Annotated in this window: 14 protein-coding genes and 1 tRNA gene; 8 read left to right on the top strand and 7 right to left on the bottom strand. The window is 71.9% G+C overall.

Features of this window, described 5'->3' with window-relative positions; translation table 11 throughout:
- Positions 1-260: 260 nt before the first annotated feature.
- Positions 261-599: a transcriptional regulator gene (locus tag WMF28_RS06415; protein WP_437601181.1), complete on the bottom strand. Its 339-nt coding sequence runs from the start codon at positions 597-599 to the stop codon at positions 261-263.
- Between the two features lie 204 nt (positions 600-803).
- Between WMF28_RS06415 and fusA the strand changes: the two genes are divergently transcribed.
- Entirely contained in the window at positions 804-2,915 is a 2,112-nt protein-coding gene (fusA, locus tag WMF28_RS06410; RefSeq protein ID WP_437601180.1) for an elongation factor G, read from the top strand.
- Between the two features lie 52 nt (positions 2,916-2,967).
- On the opposite strand, the gene WMF28_RS06405 is transcribed toward fusA, so the two are convergent.
- The gene (locus tag WMF28_RS06405) at positions 2,968-4,599 is read right to left on the bottom strand and encodes a L,D-transpeptidase (RefSeq protein WP_437601179.1); all 1,632 of its coding nucleotides are present in this window, start codon (positions 4,597-4,599) and stop codon (positions 2,968-2,970) included.
- 173 nt (positions 4,600-4,772) lie between these two features.
- Between WMF28_RS06405 and WMF28_RS06400 the strand changes: the two genes are divergently transcribed.
- The 4 genes from WMF28_RS06400 (at position 4,773) to WMF28_RS06385 (ending at position 6,429) form a co-directional block, all read left to right on the top strand.
- A tRNA-Arg gene (locus tag WMF28_RS06400) sits at positions 4,773-4,846 on the top strand.
- Between the two features lie 136 nt (positions 4,847-4,982).
- Positions 4,983-5,111, top strand: a complete 129-nt coding sequence (locus tag WMF28_RS06395; RefSeq protein ID WP_437601178.1) for a hypothetical protein — start codon at positions 4,983-4,985, stop codon at positions 5,109-5,111.
- Between the two features lie 219 nt (positions 5,112-5,330).
- A complete protein-coding gene (locus tag WMF28_RS06390) occupies positions 5,331-5,591 on the top strand; it encodes a SemiSWEET transporter (RefSeq protein WP_437601177.1) in 261 nt (86 codons plus the stop codon).
- Positions 5,592-5,796: 205 nt separating this feature from the next.
- Positions 5,797-6,429, top strand: coding sequence for a methyltransferase family protein (locus WMF28_RS06385; RefSeq protein ID WP_437601176.1), 633 nt, complete (start codon positions 5,797-5,799; stop codon positions 6,427-6,429).
- A gap of 124 nt (positions 6,430-6,553) precedes the next feature.
- Here the strand turns inward: WMF28_RS06385 and WMF28_RS06380 are convergent, their stop codons facing one another.
- Positions 6,554-7,849, bottom strand: a complete 1,296-nt coding sequence (locus WMF28_RS06380; RefSeq protein ID WP_437601175.1) for a serpin family protein — start codon at positions 7,847-7,849, stop codon at positions 6,554-6,556.
- 163 nt (positions 7,850-8,012) lie between these two features.
- Between WMF28_RS06380 and WMF28_RS06375 the strand changes: the two genes are divergently transcribed.
- Positions 8,013-8,498 (top strand): gluconokinase, encoded by a 486-nt coding sequence (locus WMF28_RS06375; protein WP_437601174.1) that lies wholly within the window; start codon positions 8,013-8,015, stop codon positions 8,496-8,498.
- A gap of 51 nt (positions 8,499-8,549) precedes the next feature.
- Here WMF28_RS06375 and WMF28_RS06370 read toward each other — a convergent pair whose 3' ends face one another.
- Positions 8,550-10,016: a hypothetical protein gene (locus WMF28_RS06370; RefSeq protein ID WP_437601173.1), complete on the bottom strand. Its 1,467-nt coding sequence runs from the start codon at positions 10,014-10,016 to the stop codon at positions 8,550-8,552.
- Positions 10,017-10,531: 515 nt separating this feature from the next.
- Between WMF28_RS06370 and WMF28_RS06365 the strand changes: the two genes are divergently transcribed.
- The gene (locus WMF28_RS06365) at positions 10,532-12,997 is read left to right on the top strand and encodes a GAF domain-containing protein (RefSeq protein WP_437601172.1); all 2,466 of its coding nucleotides are present in this window, start codon (positions 10,532-10,534) and stop codon (positions 12,995-12,997) included.
- 564 nt (positions 12,998-13,561) lie between these two features.
- Here the strand turns inward: WMF28_RS06365 and WMF28_RS06360 are convergent.
- The 3 genes from WMF28_RS06360 to WMF28_RS06350 all read right to left on the bottom strand — a co-directional run bounded on the left by WMF28_RS06360 (position 13,562) and on the right by WMF28_RS06350 (position 18,550).
- On the bottom strand, positions 13,562-13,900 hold the full coding sequence (locus WMF28_RS06360; protein WP_437601171.1) for a hypothetical protein: 339 nt from the start codon (positions 13,898-13,900) through the stop codon (positions 13,562-13,564).
- 832 nt (positions 13,901-14,732) lie between these two features.
- Positions 14,733-16,874: a response regulator gene (locus tag WMF28_RS06355; protein WP_437601170.1), complete on the bottom strand. Its 2,142-nt coding sequence runs from the start codon at positions 16,872-16,874 to the stop codon at positions 14,733-14,735.
- A 560-nt stretch (positions 16,875-17,434) separates the two neighbouring features.
- Entirely contained in the window at positions 17,435-18,550 is a 1,116-nt protein-coding gene (locus WMF28_RS06350) for a prephenate dehydrogenase/arogenate dehydrogenase family protein (RefSeq protein ID WP_437601169.1), read from the bottom strand.
- Positions 18,551-19,045: 495 nt separating this feature from the next.
- On the opposite strand from WMF28_RS06350, the gene WMF28_RS06345 reads away from it, so the two are divergent.
- Positions 19,046-24,127 (top strand): AAA family ATPase, encoded by a 5,082-nt coding sequence (locus WMF28_RS06345; RefSeq protein WP_437601168.1) that lies wholly within the window; start codon positions 19,046-19,048, stop codon positions 24,125-24,127.
- The last annotated feature ends 1 nt before the right edge of the window (position 24,128 follow it).

Here is a 24,128-nt window from a genome sequence, read left to right as displayed (position 1 = left end):
ATAGCAGATCCAGAGTGCAGCAAGGCGTCCATGACGTGTCGTCTACCGACCACGACGACAGGGGGATGTCCGCTCTGTGCGCCGTCGGCTGGCCGGCCAGCTGGCCGGCCGGCCGGCCCGCATCCATCGATCGTTGCAGCCGATGCAGCCGCTCCACCCTGCTTCGCCATCCAGACATTCCCAGCCATGGAGCCCAGCGATGCGCCGTCCATGCCACGCGAGCCCTGCCCGCCGCCCCGCCTCTCAGCCGTCCACGCGGCTCACGGCGGGAGCCCCAGCGCGAGCGCAGCCAGGGTGTCGACGCCGCTCAGGACCAGGACGAGCGCCGCGGCGGACGCCGCGCCGAGCCCGAGCGCCTTCAGCCCGCGCCAGCGCCGCGGCCCGCGGGCGTCCGGCCGCCCGTGCTGGACGCCGCGCGTGACCCAGCACCACCCGAGCATGGACAGCGGGCCGAACGCGTAGAGCGCCGCGCCCCAGGTCGCTCCGTTCCAGCAAGCAGCGCGCTGCTCGGGCGTGAGCCGCCGTCGATCCCACCGCTGCAGCGCGAGCGGCAGCGCGATGCCGAGCACCATCTGGATTGCGAGGCGGAGAGTGCTCATGTCGCGCTCCGGGAGCCCGGGCGCGCCATCCGCTCAGGCAGCGCCGGACAAGCGCTGTTCGATCGAGCACGCCGCGGCGCGTCGCGGCAGAGCTCGGGTGAGCGACTCCGTGCCCGTCTTCGCTGTCTTCCTGCGTCGAGGAAAGCACCGCAAAAATCGCGTGCCGGCCTTCTCGATCCCGATGGGGATTGATACGAACGAGGAATGACAACGACTGAGGCAGGGGACATCAGGAACGTTGCAATCATCGGACACAAGGGGGCTGGGAAGACATCGCTCGCCGAGGCCATGCTGTACGTCGCCAAGGCGACGGCCAAGCTCGGCAAGGTGGACGACAAGTCGAGTGTCCTCGACGACACCGCCGAGGAAAAGGAGCACGTTTGCTCGTTCGAGGCGAGCGTCGCGCACCTCTCCTGGGGCGGGAAGAAGATCAACCTCGTCGACACGCCGGGAGAGGGGAGCTTCCTCGCCGAGACGCGGCTCGCCCTCGCGGCGGTCGACGCGGCCATCGTGGTCGTGAGCGGCAAGGACGGCGTGCAGCCGATCACCGAGCGCGTCTTCGGCTGGGTGAAGGAGGCGAAGCTGCCGTGCATGATCGTCGTCACGAAGGTCGACGCCGAGAACGCGCGGCCTGACGAGGTGCTCGCCGAGGTCCGCGCGCGCCTCAAGGCGCCGCTCGCGGTGATGGAGGAGCGCATCGGCGAAGGGCTCCAGTACCGGGGGGTCGTCGCGACCCGGACGAAGAAGGCCTGGCTCGACAAGCCCGAGGCGCCCGCCGCTGCCGCGGGCTCTCCCGCGCCGGCCGACGTCGCCGGGGCCGCCGAGAAGGCCCGGGCCAAGCTCGTCGACGACGTCGCCGGCAGCGACGACGAGCTCACCGAGCGGTACCTGACCGAGGGCGACCTCACGCAGCAGGAGCTCGATCAGGGGCTCCGCGCCGCGGTTCGCCGGGGGGCGCTGGTCCCTGTCTACTTCGCCTCCGGGGTCCGCCCGAGCGGCGCCGCCGCGCTGCTCGACGGCATCGTCGAGCTCGTGCCACCGCCGACCGAGCACCCGGCGTGGACCGGCGTCGTCCCGAGCGGCAAGCCCGGCGCCGCGCCGCAGGCCGCCGAGCGGCCGTCGTCGGCGGACGCGCCGGCGGCGGCGTTCGTCTTCAAGACGTCGATCGATCCGCACGCCGGCCGCACCTCGTTCGCGCGCGTGCTCTCCGGCGTGCTCCGGCCCGACGCCACGCTGCTCAACGCGAACACGGGCGGCGCGGAGCGCCTCGGCAAGATCCACAGCGTCGTCGGCAAGGACCACAAGCAGATGGAGGAGGCGCGCGCCGGCGACATCGTCGCGCTGCACAAGCTGAAGACCACGCTGAGCGGGCACACGCTCTGCGACGAGAGGCACGCGTTCCTGTTCAGCGCGCCGGAGCTGCCGCCGGCCCTCTTCTCGCGCGGCGTGAGGTTCGACGCGAAGGGCGGCGAGGACAAGGTCGGCAACGCGCTCCACCGGCTGACCGAGGAGGACCCGGGGCTCAGCGTGCACCAGGACGCGTCGACCCGCGAGCTCGTCGTCTCGGGCCTGGGCGCCCTGCACCTGGAGATCACGGTGGAGCGCATCCGGCGGCGCGTCGGGATCGACTGCCGGCTCGGCCCGCCGCACATCGCCTACAAGGAGACGATCTCGAGGAAGGTCACGAACGTCGAGGGCAAACACAAGAAGCAGACCGGCGGGCATGGCCAGTTCGGCGTCTGTTACATCGACATGGAGCCTCTGCCTCGCGGCGGCGGCTTCGTCTTCGAGGACGCGGTCGTGGGAGGCGCTGTGCCGCGGCAGTTCATCCCCTCGGTCGAGAAGGGCATCGTCAAGTCGATGTCGAAGGGCGTCCTGGCCGGCTACCCGATGGTCGACGTCAAGGTGCGGCTCTTCGACGGCAAGTACCACGACGTCGACTCCTCGGACGCGGCCTTCCAGATGGCGGGCAGCAAGGCGTACAAGGCCGCCGCCGCGCAGTGCGCGCCGGTGCTGCTCGAGCCCATCGTGCGGCTCTCGGTGACGGTGCCGAGCGCGGCGATGGGCGACATCATCGGCGACATCAACAGCCGCCGCGGGAGGATCATCGGCACCGACGCGATCGAGGATCAGACGATCGTGAACGCGTTCGTCCCGCTCGCCGAGGTGCTCGAGTACGAGTCGAAGCTGAAGAGCATGACCCAGGGCAAGGGCACCTTCACGATGAGCGTCGAGCACCTGGAGGTCTGCCCGCCCGCGGTGCAAGAGAAGGTGATCAAGGAGAGCGGCTTCAAGGTCGAGGCCGACGAGGACTGACCGCGCACCTCGCGCGCCCTCACCCGGTCGTTCAACCGCAGGCCCTCGGGCCCTACGGATGGATATGAACGATGGTCCCCTCCCCCGTGGCCCGCCCCGCGCTGACCCCGTGCCACCCGTCGGGCACCGGCGGATCGGTCCAGAGGAACACCCGGCGCGCGTCGACCGGCGACAGGTTGATGCACCCGTGGCTGCGCGGCTTGCCGTAGTCGTCGTGCCACGGCGCCGCGTGGATCGCGTAGCCGGCCTCGAAGTACTGCACCCACGGCACGTCGCGGAGCTCGAACTTGTTGTCGACCTCGTGCGCGTCCATCGTCGTCGTGACGTGCTTGTCGCGGATCCGGAACGTCCCGCGCACGGTCGAGAAGGTCTTCCTGGGGTCGCCGAGCCCGTCGCGGCCCGTCGCCGCCGCGGTCGCATAGACGGGCCTCTTGCCCTCGTAAAGGATGAGCGTCTGGCTGAGGATCGAGATGTCGATCCACTTCACGTCCCCCTGCGCGAACGACGGCAGCTCCGAGGGCTTCACCGCGATGGCGACGTCGGAGTCGCGCACCCACGTCCCGTCCTTCGCCTCGACGAGGCGCGCGCCGCCGACCTTCTTCGAGCGCCCCGTGAGCTGCACGGCGGTGTGCCAGGGAAGCTCGCCCGCCTTTTCCATCTGGCCGCCCGAGATGTCGTAGCGCTTCGCCTTCTGCCGGGTCACGAACGCGAGGGGCAGCTCCCATCCCTTGGTCATGTCCACGCCGTGGAACGTGGAGCCGCGGGCGGGCTTGAGCTTCGACGTGGGCACGAGCCGCGCGTCGGTGGTCATCGCGAAGCGCCGCCCGCCGTCGCCCATGAAGGTGTCGATGAGGGCGAGCCCCGCCTTGCGCGCGATCCGGTTGGTGATGATCGCGTAGCCCGGGACCTTGAACGACGAGATGTTCGGGATCTGCCGCCCGCCCTTGAAGAACCAGGGGATCTCGTCGCTGCCGTTGCCGCCGAAGAGCTCGCTGTCGCCGAGCTCGGGCGGCTCGGTGGGCGGGTCGCCGGTCGCGTTGCCCAGCGCGTCGAGCGGCACGTCGTTGGCGCCGATCTTGACCTCGTCCCACTTCTTCTTGAGCTTCTTGTAGCTGCGGAGGTGGCGCTCGAGGCTCATCTCGTACCGGAGCTGCTCCTTCATCGCCGGCATCCGGTAGTAGTTCGGCGCGATGGCCCTGACGAAGGCGTACGGGTACGGCATCGGCTTGGACAGGTCGGGCCGCCGCGTGAGCGCCCGGAGGATCGGGTGCTGCATGTCGATCGTGGCGTCGCTGTCGGCGCACATGTACCCGGCGGGCAGCACGCGGTAGTAGCCGCCCTGGCAGTCGTCGAACGAGGCGGGCTTTTCCCCGCGGGGCGCCGTCCCGCCCGCGCGGACGTAGCCGAGCTTGGCGGAGCGGCGGTCCGCCTTCTCGTAGATGGGCGCGACCATCTGCACGGCCCCGATGCGGGGCCCATCGGCGCGCGGGAGGGTGGCGGGGTCGTTCTCGGCGGACGTCTGGGCGGCGCCCGCGGAGAGGCTGATGATGCCCTCGGGCGTGACGTTCTCCCCGCTGCTGCAGGCCGGCAGGACCGGCAAGGCGAGGGCGGCGACTGCCAGGGCGGGCGAGAAGAAACCGCGCGCGGGGGCCGGGATCGCGGAGCTTCGCTGTCGGGCGTCCATGCCCCGGGAATGCCGGACAGACGGCCCGGTGGCCAAATTTTGGCCGACGCCGACGCCGCCGCGCAGCGGCCGGGAGCGCCGTCGCGCAGCGACGGTGCACGACATTGCTGGAAGTGGTTGCGCGGAAGCCCGGCCCCGGGTAGGTTCGGGGCCCTCGCGAATCCCGCGAGAGTGCGCCACTAGCTCAGCTGGATAGAGCGTCGGCCTCCGGAGCCGAAGGCCGCAGGTTCGAATCCTGCGTGGCGCGCTGGGTGTTCGACGATCCCGTAACCTCGGGGGTCGTCTGGGCCACCGCTTCCCGGAGAGCGGAGCCGATGAGGGGGGCTGGGCTTCTGCAGCGTCGTCTACGCCGGCCCCCTGTCGAAGATCCTCGCCCCCGGGCGGTGGCGTCCTCGGCGGGGCGGCGGTTCGCGTTCGACGGCAAGGAGCGCCCCTTCCTGCGGCTCGGGTTCGCAGCGCTGGACGAGCGAGAGATCCGCGAGGCGGTGGAGAGAAGGGTCGAGGCGCAGTGAGCGGCCAGGCGGGCGGCGCGACAGAGCGCCGCCACGGCCCCGCGCGTGGAAGCAGCGAACCCGGCAGAGTGACAGGAGATTCCGCCTGTCTGTCCGCGGTCGGGAGGGCAGCTCCCACCCCTCGGGCGATGGCGGCACGCCGACAAAACCGCTGTCTCTACCTTCTGGCGAGCTTACCGCTGTACAGCGGGGGCGAACCGAAGGGACACGCACCACCAGATGAATCCAGACGTAGTGACCGCGCTCGGGCTCGTCGCGGCGACCCTCACCACGATCTCCTTTCTTCCGCAGGTGCTGCGCACGCTGCGCACGCGCGACACGAGCTCGATCTCGGTCGGCATGTACGCGGCCTTCGTCACCGGCGTCGGCCTGTGGCTCGTTTACGGCCTGCTCACCAGGGACATGCCGATCATCGTCGCGAACGCGATCACGTTCGTCCTCTCGGGCACCGTGTTCGTCCTCAAGCTCCGATACGGCTGAACCGCCCTTTTCCCGCCAGCCCGGCGACCGCGCAAGAACCCGTATGTCCCCGGCTCCCCGCCACGAGGCGCGCTGCGCCCGCGGTGGATGGATGATGGATCCGACACGGCACCAGGCCCTGCTGGCTTGACCGCACCCTCACCCCCTCTCACCATCCAACGTAAGGGGGAACACAATGAATGGTGTGGTGCTTTACGACCTCGCGATGCGGCTGCCGCTCACCTTCCTGATGCTCTATAATGCCCTGTTCGTCGGGCGGGATATCTACGTTCACCTGTTTGTCTGGCGCGAGCCTGCGGGGCTCACGTACGGGACGACGCTGGCCGCGCTCCTCGTCACGGAAGCGTACCTGCTGCTCATCGCGACGCTCACGCTGGTTCGCCTCCGCCCGGTACGCAAGCTGAGCGGCATCGTGCCTCGCATCACGGCGCTCGCCGCCGGCCTGCTGCCGGCGAGCCTGGCGTGGCTGCCCAGGGTCCCGCCGACGCCCGGCCGTCAGGTCGTGGGTACGCTACTCATGGTCGCGGGTCTGGCGCTCGCCGTGACCAGCATCGGATGGCTGGGCAAGTCGTTCAGCCTCATGCCCGAGGCGCGCCGCCTCGTCACGGGCGGCCCGTACCGGCTGGTGCGCCATCCGGTCTACCTCGCGACGGTGATCCAGGGCGCCGGGCTGATCTTGCTCTATCCGTCCATCGCCGCGCTCCTGATCTACACGGTCGAGGTGGTCTTGCAGATCATCCGCATGGGGTACGAGGAGCGCGTGCTGCGCGACACCTTCCCCGAATACGACGACTACGCGCGCCGTACCTCTGCGCGGCTCATCCCCCGCGTGTATTGACGAGGCGCTCGCGCGGCCCCTCACCCCCGGCGGCGCCGCGCGACAAAATCCGCATGGAGCCCGCCCCTCTGGCGCCGCCGGGATCGGAGGAGCGGCGGCGCCCCGCCCCGGCGGGCTCGGCGGTTCAACCGGACGGGTTGACCACGCGGCCGACGAACAGGATCGCGCCGGTCGCGTGGTCCCGGATGAGGAAGAGGAACGGACGGTCGAAATGGATGGTGGCGGGCTCGGGCGCCGACGTCTCGCCGATGACCACCGCCGTCGCCGCCGCCGCCTCGGTGCCCGCCTCGTTCACGGTGACGAACGCCTTGTGGAGCACGTCGCTGATGGTGAGCCCGCCTTGCCCGTTGATCCCCGAGAAATCCGCGTGGCCGGAGAAGGCGATGGGCATCCCCAGCTCGGTGAGCGGCGGGACGAGATCGAGGCTCGACTCGATCTCGAACCTCGGCAGCGTCATCGCGACGCTCCGCGACCCGAGCGAGGCAAGGACGCCATCGAGCCGCTCCCGGTCGAGCCCCGCCTCGAAGCCCCCGAGCTCCGACGGGAGCACGAGCACCATCGACAGCTCGCCGCCGTCATAGGGCATCTCCAGCGCCTCGTAGCCGTCGCCCTCGCCATAACGGACATGCGCGTTGCCCGTCATCATCGGCACGGAGACGGTGGAGCCGTCCGCCAGCGTGAAATCGCCGGGGGCCGTCTCCTCCTCCTCGAACGGAAACTGCCATGCTGCGTTGAAATAGATGGCGTTCGTCAGCACGAGCCGGGTCCCGGGCTGGATGGCGCCTTCGGGCAGGATATCCTTGATGCGGTCCTCGGTGCGCTCGGCCACCCAGCCGTTGATGATCCTCCGCGCCTCCCCGGGCGCCTGGACGAAGTCGACGACGTGCAGCCCGGCCCCGTAGCTCTCCGCGAGCACGTCGAGGAACTGCGGCGCGAACGAGGAGCCGACCTGCCCCCAGATCGCATTGGCCACGTTGAGCCGGAACCCCTCGCCGTCCTGCCCCTCGGCGCCCTCGCCGCGGCTCGCGAGCGCCAGATCCAGCGCGTTGAACGCCGGATGAAGCCGCTCCTGCGGCAGGGAGAAGCGCAGCGCGCGCGCCATCTGCTCCGCGGTCTCTCCGCGCGCGCCGGCGTACGTCATCGCCAGCGCGCTCGACACGCTGTACGGCGAATAGAAGAGGTTGCCCGGCCCGGCGCCGACCTGACGATAGAGCTCGAGCGCAAAGTCCGTGTTGCCGGAGGCGAGCGCCTTGGCATCGGCCTCCGGCACGTCGGGCTCGCGGATCCGCTGCTTGTCCGAGGCGACGACGCAGCCCGCGATGTCCGGATCGCTGCAACCGGACGGCGAGGGCTGCGGCGCCGGCCCGGTGCCGTCAGAGACGCAACCGGCGAAGATCAGGGAGAAGGGCAACAGGACCACAGAGATCGGAGGCCTACGCATGCGCCCGGCTCAGCAGGGGGCGTGCCGGCCCACCGTGGCGCGAGCGCCGGCAGGCGGTGCATGGGACGGAGCCGCGCGTGATAGGATGCGACCCCGCCATGCGGAGAGCCCCAGAGACAGCCTTCGGAGGGGCGCGGCGCCTGTGATCGCGATCGTGATGGGCGTGAGCGGCGTCGGAAAGACGACGGTCGGGGTGCGCCTCGCGCGCGAGCTCGGATGGGAGTTCATCGACGCCGACGACCTCCACCCCGCCGCCAACGTCGAGAAGATGCGCTCCGGCAAGCCGCTCGACGACCGCGATCGCGCGCCGTGGCTCGCCGCGCTCTCGGCGTGCATCCGCCGGCTCCTCGACGAGGAGCGCGACGCCGTGCTCGCCTGCTCGGCGCTCAAGGCGGCCTACCGCGCGCAGCTGCTCGTCGACCCCGCGCGGATTCGCCTCGTGCACCTGACCGGCGATCCCGCGCTGATCGCCGCGCGCCTCGCGGCGCGGACGGAGCACTTCATGCCGCCCGGCCTCCTGACGACGCAGCTCGCCGCGCTGGAGCCGCCGGAGGACGCGATCCGCGTCGACATCGGCGGCGCTCCCGAGGAGATCGCCGCCGACGTCCGCCGCGCGCTCGGCCTGTGAGCCTTGTCCGCCGCGCAGCGCCCGCGCGGGACCGCAGCGCCTGCGCGCGGGTCAGCGCGATTCGGACAGGCGGGACAGGAAGAGCGCGCCCTGCTCGCTGGAGAGCTCGTCGCCCCCCAGCGCGATCGTGCCCCGGAACCACCCGGCCAGCACCGGCCGCTCCCACGGGTCCATCTCCAGCCCGGAGACACGGACGTCCGCGCCGAGACGCTGGGTCCACTCCTCCTCCCCGCTCGGGCTGAGCCCGGCCGCCCACGCGCTGCACGACGCCGGATCCTCCGCCGCCTCGCACAGCGCATCGCCGGCCAGCACCACGCCCTCCTCGCTCGCCGTGACCTGGCGGGGGCTCTGCGCGTCGAAGCGCTTCACCCAGAGCACGTCGCCGTTGTCGTCGAGCTTGGCCACGAACGGCCGCGGACCGCCCGGCAGATCGGGATCGCCGAAGACGCCGCTGCCGGAGAGCAACGCGGCGCCGCCCGGAGCCACCGCGAGGTCGAACGCCATCTCGAGCTGATCCGACGAGCCGCGGAACCGCTGGTGCCACTCGAGATCCCCGCCGTCGTCGAGCTTCGTCACGAACGTCGCCGAGCCGCGCCCGTCCTGGCTCGCGAGGTACACGTTGCCGTTCTCATCGACCTCGATGCCGATCTCCTCGCTGTCCGATCCGCTCGGCGGGAAGCTGACCCACGCGACGCTGCCGGAGGCGTCGAGCCGGACGACGAAGGCGCCAATCGCTCGCCGCTCGATCCGCACGCCGGCGACCTTCGCCGCCCCCTCGAGCCTGCCGAGCACGAGCGCGCCGCCGTCGCCGTCGGCCGCGAGCGCCGTGCCGCTCAGGATGGCGCCCTCCTCCGCGGTGATCTGCGCCGCCCAGCGGGTCGCGCCGTTCGGGCCGAGCTTCGCGACGAACAGATCGGCGCCCGAGGGCGACGCCGCCGTGAGCCGGCGCGTCCCGAGATCGACGGTGCCGGAGAACTCGCCGAGCACGAGCGCGTGGCCCCCCTTGCCCGCGGCGACGTCGATGGCCCCCTGCGCCACGGCGTCGCCGAACCGCTTGCCCCAGAGCGGATCGCCGCACGCATCGAGCTTCGCCACGAAGGCGTCCGCCGCGCCCGCGCTCTCCAGCCGGGTGTCGCCGAAGCGGAGCTCGCCCTCGAAGGAGCCGGCCAGCAACACACCGCCCGTCGGGTCGATGGCGAAGCCGCGCAAGGTCGCGCTCGTGACAGGAAACTGCCGGCTGAACGGGCGCCGCCGGCAACCCGGCTCGGCCCGCGCGCCCGCGCCGGACACGCTGCGGCCGCGCTCGACCGCGGCGTCCTGACACACGCCGTCGGGGTCAGCTGTCCCCGTCCCGCACATTCCGGAGGGCGATCTGTGCTCCGCGTTCGCCCCCACCGGCGCGACGCCGTCGCGCCCCGGCTCGCCCTCCGCCACGCCGCCCGCAGCCCCCGAGACACAACCAGCTCCGCAGCAGATGACGCCACAGAGCGCGCCCAGCGCCCCCAAGACAGACCGCATACCGCATTCTCCTCTCCCGCCTCGACGCGGGCAGACTGGAAACACTGCAGGTTGTGGACCATGACCCTTCCATTTCAGACTTCTTGGAATTACAAAAACCTCAGTCTTTCTCGTTGCGTGCGTGCTCATCCGGGACGGCGACGCGCGATCGGCCAGAGCCGCTTCTTGCCGTGGCGGAGACGCTTCCGCCGGAGCGGCTAGCCAAGGCCGCGAGCGGGGCTCTCGCCGGACCGCGAGGCCGAGCTCCTCCGGGCGTGGCGCGCGCAGCCCAGGAAGGCCGGCAGACTGCCACAGTAGCGCACCCCTGCCCACTTGGGGTAGAATGCTATGCACGGCTCCGGTGGACGTCGCGCCGCTGGAGGAGCCCGTTGATGCGGGCGACGGCCCCTCCATGATCCCCTATCCATCTACGATCACGACGGAGCTCCCAGCGAACGAAGGGGCCACCGCGCGGACACCCGCGCCGGCGCCGACCTCGCTGCGAGCGCCCCCCCGCGATCGCCTCGGAGATGGCGATGAAGCTCCTCTACACATCGGCTGACGCGCGCTCCGCGCAGCACCTGAACCTCGGCGCGCCCCTGACCGTCGAGCCGCGCGCGCGCGCGGAGCTCGCCGCGATGAACCTCACGGCGGGCCGCAGAGCGAAGGAGCGGGGCGCGCCCCCCGCGGCGGCCGACTTCTTCGAGGCTGGGATCTCGGCGCTGCCGGACGGGAGCTTCAAGCAGGACCACGAGCTCGCGTTCTCGCTGCACGCGGAGGCGGCCGAGTGCGCGTACCTCGGCGGCCAGATCGAGCGCGCGGAGTCGCTGCTCGACGTGCTCGCCGCGGAGGCGCGCTCGGATCTCGAGCGCGCCCGGGCGTACGAGCTGCGCATCGCGCTGTACACCACGCAGGGCCGGCTCGACGAGGCGCTGGCGCTCGGGAAGACGGCGCTCGCGATGCTCGGCGTCCCCCTCCCCGAAGAGGGGCCGACGCGGAAGGCGGCAGCGGAAGCCGAGCTCGCGGCGGCGCGCGCCGCGCTCGGCACGCGCCGGCTCAGGGACCTGCTCGACGAACCCGAGACGTCGGACCCGAGGACCCGCGCGGCGCTCCGGCTCCTCATGACGCTGACGATGCCCGCCGCGCTGATCTGCCCGCCGCTCTGCACCTTCATCGCGGCCAGGCAGGTCAACCTGTCGCTGGAGCGCGGGCACAGCGGCGCTTCTCCGTACGGCTACATGGCCCACGCGTGGATGACCGCGCGGGTGCTCCGCCGCTACGACGAGGCCTACGAGCTCGGCGAGCTCGCGCTCGAGCTGAACGAGAGGGCCGGACAGGACGAGCTCTCGTGCCGGCTGCGCCTCGTGCTCGGGGCGCACATCAGCGTCTTCACCAAGCACCTGCTCTCGAGCCTCGACCTCTTCAAGGAAGCCCACGAGGCGGGGCTCACGGCCGGCGATCTCACGTACGTGGCGCAGACGTGCGTCCACACCGCCCTCGTTCGCTTCGCGCTCGGCGACGAGTGCGAGGCGGTGCGGGCCGAGGTCGACGGGTTCCTCGCGCTGGTGCAGCGCGGCCGGGAGGAGCACGCCCTCGCGGCGCTGACCGGGGTGCGCCGCGCGCTCGACGACCTGATGAGCGCGGCGCCTGTCGGCGCGTCGCGCGCGCCGGAGCCCGTGGTCGACGAGGCGGCCGCGGCGTACGAGGAGAAGCTCTCGGCGCCGGCCTATGGCGCCGTCGCGTTCATCCACTGCGCGCTGCGGCAGCAGGTCTGCTTCCTGCTCGAGGACCACGAGGGAGCATTGCGAATGGGGTCGCTCGCCGAGGCGAAGATGCCGGGCGGCGTCGACGATCACCTCGCGACCGAGGTCGTCTTCTACACATGCCTCACGCTGCTCTCGCCCGCGCTGTCGCGCGGCCGGCAGCTGACCCCCATCTCCGTGCCGAGCTACAAGGACCGGCTCGCGGCGTGGGCGGAGCGGTGCCCGGACAACTACCGTCACAAGCACCTCCTCGTCCGCGCGGAGTCCGCGCGCGCCGCCGGCGAGGAGCTCGCGGCGATGAAGCTCTACGATCAGGCGATCGAGGCGGCGAAGGTGAACGGGTTCGTGCGCGACGAGGCGCTCGCCAGCGAGCTCTGCGCGAAGTTCCACCTGGCGAGCGGGAGGGAGCGGATCGCTCACGTCTACATGACCGACGCCCACGAGGGTTATCTGCGGTGGGGCGCGACGGCCAAGGTGCGACAGCTGTCTCGGAAGTACCCACACCTCGTGGCGCGCACCACGCTCTTCGGGCAGGCGAGCCGGCCGCCGGAGGCCGCGCCCCCGGCGAGCACGCAGCGCCCTGGCTCGATCGATGCGTTCGCCGTCCTCCGCGCCTCGCGCGCTCTCCACGGGGAGCTCGCCCTCGAGCGGCTCTTCGAGCGGCTCCTCCGGCTGCTGCGCGAGAGCACCGGGTCGCGGCGCGCCGTGCTGCTCCTCGCCCGCGACGGCGCGCTGACCGCCGAGGCCGAGCTCGCCGGCGAGGCCGAGGGGGTCCGCTTCGGAGCGGGGACGCCGCTCGAGCGCATCGCCGATCTCGCCGCGAGCGTCGTTCAGCACGTCGCGCAGACGCAGCAGCCGGTCGTGCTCGCGAGCGCAACGGCGGACGAGCGGTTCGCGCAGGACCCCTACCTGATCGAGGCCGGTCCGCGCTCGATCCTGTGCCTCGCCATGACGCACCAGGGGCGCCTCACGGGCGTGCTCTACGCGGAGAACGACGCGGGCACCGGGGCGTTCCGCGCGGCGCAGCTCGAGCTCTGCGGTCTGCTCGCGTCGCAGGCGGCGGTCGCCGTGAACAACGCGCTGCGCCACGGCGAGGCGCAGCGCGCCGTGAGCGATCTCCGGCGCTGCAACGAGGCGCTCACGTCAGAGGTCGCTCGCCTCACCGAGGAGCTCCGCGCCAGCAACCGCGAGGCGGAGAGCCCCTGGAGCGAGCTGAGGCGCTGCAGCGACGCACGGTAGATCCGCGGTGCACGGTCAGCCCTTTGTCGTGCCGAGCTGCCCGACCCGAGGAGACGCTGCTCGTCGCGCGGTGAACTGGATTGCTCCGGCCTAGGATCTCCATGGATCCTGGGACGCGCTGGACAACGCAGCGCCGGTTCCCCGCGGCGGAGATCTCATCACGGAGCCATGACGCGGGAATCAGGGCGGCCGCAAATGATGCGTAGTCCGGGAGCTGCGCGCCGGAGCTCCGTCCGAGACGCGTCGAAGCGTGAAGACGGCGCCGCAAAGCAAAAGAGACGCGCAGCAGCGCGAAAGAGGCGTGTTGCTGCGCGAAAAGCGCGTGGCAGCGCGGCAGCAGCGCAGATGGCGCCTGGCGCAGCGCCCCCCAGACCGGATAAGCCGGTGCCGGAAGGTACATGATCTGGGATGAAAGTGCTCCGGATCTCACGAAAAGGAGGGAAGACGCAAAGCATCTTCCGTCTCCCAACCTTTCCGTGATCCCCTTCGAGCTAAAGCGGGGCCGCTCCCCCGCCCCCCGCATTGCGGATCGGGCGAGGGAAGCGCATCAACGAGGCGTTCGCCTCAGGCGCCGCCCTCACCAGCGCCGCCGGCGCCGCCGGCGCCGCCCTCACCAGCGCCGCCGGCGCCGCCCTCGCCAGCGCCGCCGGCGCCGCCCTCGCCAGCGCCGCCGGCGCCGCCCTCACCAGCGCCACCGGCGCCGCCCTCGCCAGCGCCACCGGCGCCGCCCTCACCAGCGCCGCCAGCGCCGCCGGCGCCGCCCGTACCGCCGGCGCCGCCCGTGCCGCTCGCCGACGAGCTGGTCGTCGTCCCAGCGGAGTTGGTGTCACCCTCATCATCGCCGCATCCGGCGCCAATCATCATGGTTGCGCCAAGCAGCAGCGCGCTTGCAAAGATGCTCATCGAAGCTTTCATGTATCGTTCTCTCCGTTGGGTTGTTCCCCCCCAAAGAATTGCCGGTACAGACCCGAACCGTTTACCGCTCCACACCGCCACGGCGACTCAATCCACGCCAAAATCGCGCAAATTGTGCGCTCGCGAGCTACACGAGCGCTCACACCATGTGATGGTTCGATGTCGGTTCGTTGGTGATTCCGTTATCGTGGATGATAGGCCACCATACTGGATTACGCAAGCTTTTTGTCTCACTGCATCATCGTTGCATGTGGGTGGCCCACCGCGAGCACCTGCCGGTCAAGCACATTCGCCGACGTGCGCCCAGGCGCACGTGAGGCATGAAAGCGACGTTGCTTGACGCGGCGTCCGCTATAACGGACAAACCTCCAGAGGTGAAGCCCCTTGAGCCAAAGCGTGCTCGCGTGATCGACGTCGAGGAGCAGCGCCGGGGCCGCGCAGCACGCATCCACGGCCCGGCCGCGGTGCGGGCGCGCTTCGTCCGGCTCCCCCGTGCGGGGTTGGCCTCCCGTCTGGCCCATGAGGACATGTTGCGCGGAATGCAGTGCAAGTCCCAGGCCTACCGCCCGTCGCGCCCCGGGCGCCCCGCACCAGGGTCGCTGTCCTACGGATGAGCCCGCGGACGCCCACGAGATCAGGCGCCCGACCCGGCAGGGGACAAGACGCGATATCCCGCTCGGGCTCGCTCGGGCGCAGCGTTCGAGATCAGATGGGATGCGCGAGCGAGAGGGGGCGCCCGGGCAACCGGCGCTCGCTCACCGGACCCCCGTCGCTCGCTCACCGGTCGACAGGGGGAGAGCGCCCTCCGCTCCCTCGACCCTCACGGGTTGATCTCGTCGCCGGGGCCTCGCTCCCGGGCGCAGGTGAGCTCGCCGGCGCGGGCTCTGGCCGCGAGGCTCGCCACGGCGGCCACAAGGGCGGCGGGCTCGATCGGCTTCGTTGCGTGCATGTGGAAGCCGGCGTCGAGCGCGCGCTTCTGATCCTCCTTGCGCGCATAGGCCGTCAGCGCCAGCGCAGGCAGATCGCCGCCGGCGTGCGGCGGGCGCTGCCGGATGATGCGGATGAGCTCGTAGCCGTCCTCGCCCGGCATGGCGATGTCGCTCACGAGCACGTGCGGGCGGGCCGCGCAGAACGCGGCGAGCGCCTCGCTGGCCGAGGCCACGGCCGTCACCTCGGCGTGGTGCTGCGAGAGCACCTCCTGGAGGAGCTCCCGGGCGTCCGCGTCGTCCTCGACGAGCAGGACGTGGAGCCCGCCGAGATCGAACGCGGCATCCGACGACGCGAGCGAGCGCGAGCGCGCCTCCTTCATCGACGCCGCCAGCGAGCTGCGCTCGACCCCGCAGAGCGGGAGCCGGACCACGAACGTCGACCCCCTCTGCAGCCCTGGGCTCTCGGCCACGACCGAGCCGCTGTGGGCCTCGACGATGTGACGCACGAGCGACAGCCCGATGCCGAGCCCCGCGTGCGTCCTGCGGCTCGTGCTGTCGGCCTGGCGGAAGCGCTCGAAGACGAAGGGCAGGAAATCCGGCGCGATCCCTTCGCCCGAGTCGCGCACCGTGAGCTCCGCGTAGGCGCCGGTCCGCCGGAGCGAGACGAGGATGTGGTCCCCGGGACGCGTGAACTTGAGCGCGTTGAACGTGAGGTTCGAGACGACCTGCTGGAGCCGATTCACGTCGCCGTTCACCTCGATCACGGGGTCGAGCGAGACGTCGATCGTGAGCCCCTTCGCCTCGGCGGCTGGACGGATCGCGTCGATGGCGATCTCCACGACGGGCGCGAGCGCCATCGGCGCCGCGCTGATGCGCAGCTTGCCCGTCGCGACCCGGGAGACGTCGAGGAGATCCTCGATGAGCTTCGTCTGCGCGGCCACGTTGCGCTCGATCACCTCGAGGCCATGCGACACCCGCTGCTCGTCGAACGGCTCGCCGCGCAGGAGGTGCGTCCAGCCGAGGATCGCGTTGAGCGGGCTGCGCAGCTCGTGGGAGAGCGTGGCGAGGAACTCGTCCTTCAGGCGGTTCGCCTCGCGCGCCTCGGCGTGCACGCAGTTCTGGATGGCGATGGAAGCGAGCTGCGCGAGCTGCACGAGGACCGTCTCGTCGTCATCCGAGAACTCGCCGTCGTGCCGGTCCGAGAGCTGGATGGTCCCGATGTTCTGGCCGTCGGCCGCGGTGAGCGGCACGGCGAGGTACCCCCGCGGCGGCGGCCTCTGCCCGGCGTCGTCCAGCCACTCCGGGTGCTGCGAGAGCTCGCGCTGCGTCATCCGGAGGGGCCTGTTCCTGCCGCACACGTGCGCGCACAGCCCGCCGGCGATGGGGGGCGGCGCCTCCTGCTGGAACGTGGCGTACCGCTCCGAGAGCGACACCGCGGTCCGCGCCCGCTCTCCGGGCTTCTCCAGCTTCACGAGCGTCATGGCATGATGGGCGCAGCCGACGTCGCGCGCCGCCTCCGTGATCGCCGCGACCATGGCGTCGAGCGACATGGCCGAGTTGATCGTGAGCGCGGCGCGGTTGAGCCGCTGGAGCTGCTCCGCGTGCGCGCGCAGCGACTCCGCCTGGAGCCTGATCTTCTGTGTCTTCTTGGAGAGGTCGACGAAGACAGACACCTTGGTGCGGAGGACCTCGGGGGCGAACGGGGTCATGATGTAGTCGACCGCCCCGAGCGAATAGCTGCGCTCGACATACGCGCGATCGTTGTGCGCCGTCAGGAAGATGATCGGCGTGTGCAGCGTGCTCCTCCGCTTGCGGATGAGCGTCGCCGTCTCGAACCCATCTATCTCCGGCATGTTGATGTCGAGGAGGATGACCGCGAACTCCTCCTGCAGAAGGCTGCGGAGCGCCTCCCTGCCGGACGCCGCCTTGACGATGTTCTCGCCGAGCGGAGCGAGAACAGCCTCCAGGGAGAGGAGCTGCTCAGGCCTGTCGTCAACGATCAGGATGTTGACCCTGCCTACTTCTGCCCTCATCCCGCGTCTCCTTGCCCTCCTGCCCGGCGTCAGCGCCGCGGCCCACCTCGCAGCATCCTCAGGCGCCCCCGACGGCGGTCGAGCGCGCGCGGCCCCCGCTCCTGCCGCCGGCCCCAGAACGCTCGGCCTCCTCGGCATGGCCGCCCGGTTGATCCATTCCAGCCCTCCCTGAACTGCACTGACGAGCCCGTATCGTAGTCTACGCGCCGTCGTACCCGCGACCCAGGGGTCACCTGCAGTGCCAATAAGGGAGCTCCCGATGCGGCGCCATGATCCCCGAAAGGCCGACCGTACACCGAAGCGCGCCGGCGTGGAAAGGGATTTCGCGGCGCCATGGAGCGAGCGCCACCTCATTGGAGAGGCCGTGAGGGAGATCGCGAATCGAGAGAGAGGCCACGGAGGAAATCGATGCGAAACGCGATGCAACAAACGATGCAAGAGCGGACGCGAGGACCGACGCGACAGGCGCGTAAAGCAGCGCGGTTGTTGTTGACGCTCTCCGTGTCCGTCGCGTTTCCGTGGTGTGGAGTTTCTCCCGCGCTCCGCGCGCCGTCGCCACGCTAGGTGGAGGAGCGCCGCTCCTGCAGGGAGCGCGAGTGCCGGAGGATCACCTCGAAGACCTCGGCGATCCCGTCGGCGTCGAGGCCGAGCTCGACGGCGCGGCGGCGGCGCGACTCCATGAGCCGCGCCTCGCGCACGGGATCCCGGACCGCAGCGCCGATCGTGGCCTTGGCGCGCGCGGCGCGCTGGACGAGCTCGGACCGGCGCGCGAGCAGGTCGACGAGCTCCAGATCCAGCTCGTCGATGAGCTCCCGCGTCTCGCGGAGCTCGGGGGAGAGCGAGCCGAGATCGGGGATCGAGAGCGCGGCGAGGTCCTCGGGCGCCGCGTCCTTGGTCGGGACATCGAGGCTGCGATCGACGGCGACGAGCGCGCTGATGAGGCGGCGGCGCGCCTCGCTCGCGAAGGGGTTCTCGCGGTGCAGCGCGGCGAACAGGTGCCCCGCGTCGACGCGCACCGTCTCGATCGTGTGCGCGATGCCCTGGAACGAGGGCGGCGCGTACGGCGCGCCGGCGGGCACGCCCGCGTCCAGCATGCCCTTCGCGATGAAGAACGCGAGCGCGTGCGTGAAGGCCATCACCCGGTCGTGCTCGTCCGGGGCCTGCTCCAGCACCTGACACCCGATCCGCTCGAACAGCGCGACCACGCGGCGCACCGCGTCCGGATGGACCGGGTTAGGACAGACGACGGCGCGCAGCGGGCGCTCGCCGCGGGCGAGGCTCGCCGGGCCGAAGAGCGGGTGCGTCGCCACCCAGGGCCGGTCGGCGCCGAGCACCTCGGCCATGGCGCGCGCCGGCACGGTCTTCACGCTGCCCACGTCGGCCACCGCCTGCCCCGGCGCGAGGTGCGGCCTCAGCGAGACGAGGGCCTCGTGCATCGCCGGCACCGGGACGGCAACGAGCACGAGGTCCGCGCCGTCCACGAGCTCCGCAAGCGAGGCGGCCCGCACGGCGCCGTGGATCTCGGCGCCAGGGTCGAACGCGCGCACCGCGATCCCCGCGTCGCCCAGCAGCGACCCGAGCGCCGCGCCGAAGCGGCCATACCCGAGGAATGCGACCTTGCCTATGCGCGCGGGCGGAGCGGAACCGCCCCTGGGATGTGGGAGAGAATGCGGCATGCGGCGGATACTACGACGGCCGGTCTACGCCGATGTCACGTTTTCTCGACGCCGGCGCGGGGACCTGCGCGCGTGATGACGCCTGCGCCCGTGGGCGATCGGGATGGCCTTCCGGCTTCTCCATGCCTGCCCTGCTCCGAGGCGGCTGCGCCCCCTCGGCGAGGATCGGAGGCGCCCTCGCCGGAGGCGTGGCGCGATCGGCGCCGGCTTACTTGAGGTGCGTCCATCGAAGCTCCCCGGTGTGCGCACCGGCGCCGGGCAGCCGCCCACCCGCCGGACATGCGCAGCCTCATCCTAGCACCTTCGCTCGCTGGATTGATCGAGGAGCAGCGCGAGCAGGAGCGGGCCACGAGGACCGGACGGGAGGATCGAGCGCCCGCTCCACGACGTTCGCTCCGACGACGCCGGGTCGTATCCTGAGGCCGAGGATTTCCCGGCTCGCGCGCACACACACCTTGTTTTATATTCCCGTGAATTGCGCGAGGGGGAACGCGTATGACTCGGGCGGAAGCGACCCAGGTCCACCGATGCGGCCGCTTTCTGCTCCGCAGGTTGACGGTCGCCGGCAGGACGGTCGTGCAGAAGACCGTCCGCGGGAGCCATCCGGCCCCGGGCGCGGCGGCTCTCCTGCTGCGCGAGCACGCTTTCCTGCGCCGGCTCGACGTGCCGGGGGTCGCGCGGCCGCTCGCGCTGGAGGGCCCGGAGAGCGCGCCCGCGCTCCTCCTCGAGGACGCGGGCCCCGAGGACCTCGAGCGGCGGCTCGCCCGAGGGCCGCTCGCGCTCGACGCGTTCTTCAACATCGCCGTCGCGCTCGCCGACACCTGCGCGCGCATCCACGCGGGCGGCGTCGTCCACCGCGCGATCGCCCCCAGCCGCGTGGTCCTCGGCGCGGACGGGCAGGTCACCCTCGTCCACTTCGTGGACGCGGCCGAGCTCACGAGCGCGCCCGGCGCCGTGGAGATCGAGAAGCTGAAGGCGCTCCCCTTCCTGTCCCCCGAGCAGCTCGGGCGCACAGGCCGCTTCATCGACGCGCGCTCGGACCTGTACGCGCTGGGCGCCACGTTCTACGCCATGCTCATCGGCGCGCCGCCGTTCCAGGACCTCGATCCGCTCGCGCTCGTGCACGCCCACATGGCGAGGAGCCCCGTGCCCGCGCACGAGGTGAGCCCCTACGTCCCGGCGACGCTGTCCGAGCTCGTGCAGCGGCTCCTCGCGAAGATGCCGGAGCTGCGGTACCAGAGCGCCGAGAGCCTCGCCCAGGACCTGCGCGAGGCGCGGAGGCGATGGCTCTCCACCGGCGACATCGCGCCGTTCGAGCTCGGCCGCCTCGACCTCGCGCGGCGGCTCCCGCTGCCCGAGCGCCTGTTCGGGCGCGAGCGCGAGCTCGCCACGCTCCACGGCGCGCTCGCCCGCGCGTCGGAGGGCCGGACAGAGCTCATGCTGGTGACCGGAGAGGCGGGCATCGGAAAGACCGCCCTCGTCGAGGCGCTGCAAAGCGCCGTCGCCGAGCGGGGCGGGCGGTTCATCGAGGGGAAGTTCGATCTGCGCGCCGCCAACGTGCCCTACGCCCCCCTGACGGAGGCGCTCCGCGCCCTCGCGGCCGCGCTCCACGCCGAGCCGGAGGACAGCCGCGCGCAGCTCAGGGACGCGGCGAGCGCGCCATGCCGCGCGCTCGCCGCGCTCTGCCCGGAGCTCGCCGACCTCCTCGCGGGGGCGCCCGAGCTGCCCGCCGTGGATCCGATGCGCGCGGAGAGCCGCTTCCTGCTCGCGATCCAGGACTTCGTGCGCGCGGTGGCCGGCCAGCGGCCGCCGCTCGCGATCTTCCTCGACGATCTCCAGTGGACGGACGCCGCGTCGCTCCGCGTCCTGCACGCCCTGGCCGTGGATCCAGGCAGCCGGCACGTGCTGCTGATCGCCGCGTACCGGCCGATGGAAGTCGGCCTCATGCACCGGCTCCACGGGACCCTGGAGGAGCTCCGGCAAGCCGGGGTCCCGATCACCCGCCTGCCGCTCGGCCCGCTCGACGCGCGAGCGATCGTCGCGCTGCTCGCCGACGCGCTCCGCTGCGAGCCGGAGCGGGCGCGGCCGCTCGCGGAGCTCATCCTCGCCAAGACCGCCGGCAACCCCTTCTTCGTCCGCCAGCTCCTCCGATCGCTCCAGGGGAAACGGCTGCTCTGCTTCGACGCGAGCCGCTCGACGTGGACGTGGGACCTCGGCCGGATCGAGCGGGTCGGGGCCACCGACAACGTGGTCCAGCTGATGGCGGAGTCCGTCCGCAAGCTGCCCGAGGAGGCGCAGGAGCTCCTGCTGATCGCCGCGTGCATCGGCAGGCGCTCGGAGCTCGGGATCGTCGCGGCCGTGTCGGGCCGGTCCATCGACGAGACGATCGCGTCGCTCGGCCAGGCGCTCCGGGAGGGCCTCATCCTGCCGGACAGCGCGCGCGAGCGCGGCCGGGAGCTCGCGATCCGGTTCGCCCACGATCGCGTCCAGCAGGCCGCCTACGAGCTCGCGCCAGCGGAGCGGCGGAGGCAGCTGCACCTGGAGATCGGCCGCTTCCTCGAGGCCTCCTGCGGAGACGGGGTGGAGAGCGCGCTGTTCCACGCCGTGGACCAGCTGAACCTCGGCCCGGCTCCGCTCGACGCGGAGCAGCGGGGCCGCCTCGCGCGGCTGAACCACCGCGCCGGACTCAAGGCGCGCCGCGCCGCGGCCTACGGCCCGGCGCTCGCATACTTCCGCAGCGGCCTCCGTCTGCTGCCGGAGGGCGCCTCCCGCTCGTGCTACGAGCTCTGGTTCTCCCTCCACCGCGACGCGGCGGAGTGCGCCGCGCTGACCGATCAGCACGCCATGGCCCGCGCGCTCGTGGAGGAGGGGCTCCGCCACGCGGCGTCGATCCCCGAGAAGGTCGATCTGGAGGCGCTCCGGATCATGAGCGCGACGATCACCGGCGAGCACGATCTGGCGCTCGGCTGGGGGCGCGACGCGCTGCGCGCGGACTTCGGGGTCGAGCTGCCCTCGGCGGATCTCGACGGGGCGATCGCGGCGCAGCGGTGGGCCATCGCCGGGCACGTCGCGGCGCGCTCGCCCGAGTCGCTCGTCGACCTCCCCCGCGTGACCACGCCAGGAGCCCGGGCCCACATGAAGCTCCTCGGCGAGCTGGTGGCCCCCGCGTGGTTCGCGGACCGGAAGCAGCTGCTGCTCCTCACCGCCCTCGGCGTCCGCTTCGCGCTGGAGCACGGCAACTCGAGCGAGGCGATCCTCTCCTACGCAGGGCACGCGCTGCTCCTGGCGGCCGAGGGCGAGCTCCAGAGCGCCCAGGGCTTCGGCCGGCTCGCCGTGGAGCTCGCGCGGAGGTTCGAGGATCGCGCCCAGGAGACGATCGCCCGGTACATGTACAACGAGTTCGTTCACCCGTGGATCGCGCCGCTCGCGTCGAGCGCGGGGCCGTTCCGCGAGATCATCGCCCTGGGCCTGTCGTCCGGCGAGCTCCGCTTCGCCTCGTACGCGCGCACGGGGCTCGTGGAGCACTCGTTCGCCGCAGGGGTGGAGCTCGATCGCGTGCTGGTCGATCTGAACGACGCGCTCGCGTTCAGCCGGCAGACTGGCAACAAGTCGACGCTCCTCCACCAGCTCGCCTACCGGCAGACCATCCGGTGCCTCAAGGGGCTGACGAGGAGCCGGAGCCTGGCCGATGACGCGGAGTTCGACGAGCGGGCCTTCCTCGAGGCGGCGCAGAGGGAACCGTCGACGATGTGCGTGTATCAGATCGTGCGCCTCCAGGCCTCTTACACGTACCGGGACCTGGCCCAGGCCGCCGCGCACGCCGACGCCGCGGTCCCGTACATGCACTTCCTCGGCGGATACATCCCCGAGTGCCAGCACGCGCTGTATGCCGCGCTCACGCTGCTGTGGCGGTGCGACGAGGCCGACGCGCGAGAGCGGGCCGCGCTGCTCGCGCGCGTGGCCGACCTGCATCGCGTCCTGCAAAGGTGGGAGTCGGGCTGCGCGGAGAACTTCCTCCCGCGGCGCCTCCTCGTCGACGCAGAGATCGCCCGCGTCGAGCGCAAGTTCGAGCTCGCCGGCGCGCGATACGACGAGGCCGTCGCCGCGGCGACGCGCGGGGGATTCCTCGATCTCTCGGCGCTCGGCAACGAGCTGGCCGGGCGCTTCTACCACGGGCTCGGGCGGGCGCGGATCGCGGCCCTGTACCTGCGCGCCGCGCGGCAGGGGTTCGCCCGCTGGGGGGCCTCGGAGAAGGCCCGCGCGCTCACGGACGAGTTCGGGCTCTACGGGCCCTGCGAGGAGCCCGAGCTCGTCGAGGAGCGGCTGCCGGCGGTCGCCCTCGACGCGCTCAGCCTGCTCAAGGCCGCCGAGACCCTCTCCGGAGAGATCGTGCTCGATCGGCTGCTCGAGAAGCTCCTGGGCGTCTGCCTGGAGGCCGCCGGCGCGCAGCGCGGGGCGCTCGTGCTCGAGGAAGAGGGGGAGCTCTTCGTGCGGGCCCTGGGGTCGGTCGCGGCCCCGGTCTCCATCGAGCGCACGCCGCTTTCCCGGTCGCGCGAGGTCCCGCGGCGGGTCGTCGAGCACGCGCACGGAGCGCGGGAGCTCCTCGTGATCGACGACGCGGCCTGCGAGCCGGAGCAGGGCCGCGATCCTCACTTCGCCGAGGGCGGGTCGCGGTCGGTCCTGGTCCTGCCCATCCAGCGGAAGGAGGCGCGGCTCGGGGTGGTCTACCTCGAGAACAACCTCACCACGCGCGCCTTCACGCGCGACCGCGTCCGCGTGCTGGAGCTCCTCTCGGACCAGATCGCGATCGCCCTCGAGAACGCCCGCCTCTACCGCGAGGCGCAGCGCGCCGTCTGCGCCCGCGACGACTTCCTCAGCGTCGCGTCGCACGAGCTCCGGACGCCCGTCACCTCCCTGCGCCTCGGCCTCCAGGCGCTGCTCCGCCGGAGCGGCCACGCGCCCGAGGATCGCCTCGGGCGCGCCCTGCACCGGATGGATCGGCAGGTGCAGCGGCTCGCCCGGCTGATCGACGATCTCCTGGACGTCTCGCAGCTCCACAGCGGCCGGCTGGAGCTGCACGTCGAGCCGGTCGACCTCGCGGAGGTCGTGGACGAGGTCGTGGCGCGGCTCGACGAGCGCGTCGCGCAATCGGGCTCGCTCGTGAGCGTGCGCGCCGAGCCCTCCGTCGTGGGGTCGTGGGACCGGAGCCGGCTCGAGCAGGTGGTGTCGAACCTGCTCGACAACGCCCTCAAGTTCGGCGCGGGCAAGCCGATCGAGATCACGGTGGCGCGGAAGGACGGCACGGCGGAGCTCGTGGTGCAGGATCAGGGCATCGGGATCCCGGCCGGGCGACTGCCCCACGTGTTCGAGCGGTTCGAGCGCGCTGTGTCGAGCCGCCACTTCGGGGGGCTCGGGCTCGGGCTCCACGTCGTGAAGAGCATCGTGGAGGCGCTCGGCGGCGCGGTGCGCGCGGACAGCCGCCTGGGCGAGGGGGCGCGGTTCACGGTGGAGCTGCCCTGCGAGCCCCCGGCCGCGAGCCGGACGGCGCCGGCGTCGCTCGACGCCCTGCGCCCCTGAC

This window comes from Sorangium sp. So ce590, assembly GCF_051521365.1.
Lineage (GTDB): Bacteria > Myxococcota_A > Polyangia > Polyangiales > Polyangiaceae > Sorangium.
Note: the sequence above shows the minus strand (reverse complement) of the source record. Positions and strands in the feature narration are given on the sequence as shown.

Bases quoted from the DNA above. Each gene is read 5' to 3' on its own strand.
- WMF28_RS06370 (WP_437601173.1), bottom strand. From the start codon at position 10,016: ATGCGGTCTGTCTTGGGGGCGCTGGGCGCGCTCTGTGGCGTCATCTGC.
- WMF28_RS06360 (WP_437601171.1), bottom strand. From the start codon at position 13,900: ATGAGCATCTTTGCAAGCGCGCTGCTGCTTGGCGCAACCATGATGATT.
- fusA (WP_437601180.1), top strand. From the start codon at position 804: ATGACAACGACTGAGGCAGGGGACATCAGGAACGTTGCAATCATCGGA.
- WMF28_RS06405 (WP_437601179.1), bottom strand. From the start codon at position 4,599: ATGGACGCCCGACAGCGAAGCTCCGCGATCCCGGCCCCCGCGCGCGGT.
- WMF28_RS06345 (WP_437601168.1), top strand. From the start codon at position 19,046: ATGACTCGGGCGGAAGCGACCCAGGTCCACCGATGCGGCCGCTTTCTG.
- WMF28_RS06385 (WP_437601176.1), top strand. From the start codon at position 5,797: ATGCGGCTGCCGCTCACCTTCCTGATGCTCTATAATGCCCTGTTCGTC.
- WMF28_RS06415 (WP_437601181.1), bottom strand. From the start codon at position 599: ATGAGCACTCTCCGCCTCGCAATCCAGATGGTGCTCGGCATCGCGCTG.
- WMF28_RS06390 (WP_437601177.1), top strand. From the start codon at position 5,331: ATGAATCCAGACGTAGTGACCGCGCTCGGGCTCGTCGCGGCGACCCTC.
- WMF28_RS06355 (WP_437601170.1), bottom strand. From the start codon at position 16,874: ATGAGGGCAGAAGTAGGCAGGGTCAACATCCTGATCGTTGACGACAGG.
- WMF28_RS06365 (WP_437601172.1), top strand. From the start codon at position 10,532: ATGAAGCTCCTCTACACATCGGCTGACGCGCGCTCCGCGCAGCACCTG.
- WMF28_RS06350 (WP_437601169.1), bottom strand. From the start codon at position 18,550: ATGCCGCATTCTCTCCCACATCCCAGGGGCGGTTCCGCTCCGCCCGCG.